The organism is Clostridium sp. AF28-12, from assembly GCF_003435225.1.
Classification (GTDB): Bacteria; Bacillota; Clostridia; order Lachnospirales; family Lachnospiraceae; genus Pilosibacter; species Pilosibacter fragilis.
Map to the genome: position 1 here is coordinate 1 of NZ_QWGJ01000066.1, position 1,078 is coordinate 1,078.

The window sequence follows — 1,078 nt, forward strand, 5'->3', positions numbered from 1 at the left end:
CCGGTCAGAATGACATTGTTCTGAAATTTAGGGTCAACAAATGGCTTTATATCTTCCTTTGTTCCAAAGCGGGCGGTGCCGTACTCCGCATCCCGCCGGAATTTTTTCGCCTGCCTGATCTTTGACTGTATCAGCAGATACATCCCAGCCGCACCGGCAAGGCCCACCAGCAGGTCAATACCTCCCAGCCCCGGCCAGTAGGTTTCAAAGGCTTTGGGGAAGGTATCAAGCATCCCCATGAGCTTTGTCCCGAAGTCTGTGCCGGGGGCGATCCGGTAGGCCGTCCCGATTTTGGAGAAAAACCAGAACACAAAGAGGTACGGCAGGTTTGGGAGCACATATTTTCTGATCTTGTCACTCAACGTCCGTCCTTCACCGCCTCTCTGGTCCGCTGCTTTTCCTTTGCCTGCGTCCTGATTTGCTCCGTGAATTTCCGAAGCTGACCGAGGATGGAAGCCTTGTCCTGCTCTTTGTTCAGCACCTTTGCGCTGTACTTCTGGAAGGCCGCCGTGATAGCGTCCGCCTGATTGGCTTTGAAAAACAGCAGGTAATGACCGGGGCTCACTTTATGGAAAGCGTAGTCCACATGGAACTCCTTCGCGATCCGGTCAAAATCCTTTGGAGCTCCCACATAGGGCATGGCACTTTTGCCGCCATAGTGGTTCATCAGCTTTTTCACGCTCTGGCGTCCCTGCGGGGTCAGCGCCTTCTGGTGGTGCTTTTGCAGCGCCCGAACCACCTTGCCAAGAGCGGCAGCCAGCACTTTTCCCGTGAGCTTCGTTGTCCTGATCGAAAGGGCAACCGTTTTTTGGTTTACTTCTTCCTGCATAAAACCTCCTTTCCGTCGGGGTCCCCGCTATCCGGGAGGCCCCCGTACAATCTCGGGGAACAGAAAACCTCGGGCCAATGTGGCCCGAGGCTTACCGCTCGGCATCCCTGCCGGACGGAGCTTTCTTTTCCGGCTCCGTCTGGACTTTTTCGCCCTGTTCCCGCATGGTCTGCAAGATAGAGGGCTTCTTTTGAAGCTGGGAGGGCTTTTCGCCGGACAGTGGCTTGATACATTCCAGACGGTCAGCCG

General features: G+C 55.3%; 1 protein-coding gene and 1 pseudogene. Both read right to left on the reverse strand.

The genetic code is table 11. The features are described from left to right. Nucleotides 1-362 (reverse strand): annotated as a pseudogene (locus DWY93_RS16785) (type IV secretory system conjugative DNA transfer family protein); the annotation flags it as partial. After that, nucleotides 359-829 (reverse strand): PcfB family protein, encoded by a 471-nt coding sequence (locus DWY93_RS16790; RefSeq protein WP_025543433.1) that lies wholly within the window; start codon nucleotides 827-829, stop codon nucleotides 359-361. The pseudogene DWY93_RS16785 and the gene DWY93_RS16790, both read right to left, overlap by 4 nt. Between the last annotated feature and the right edge of the window lie 249 nt (nucleotides 830-1,078).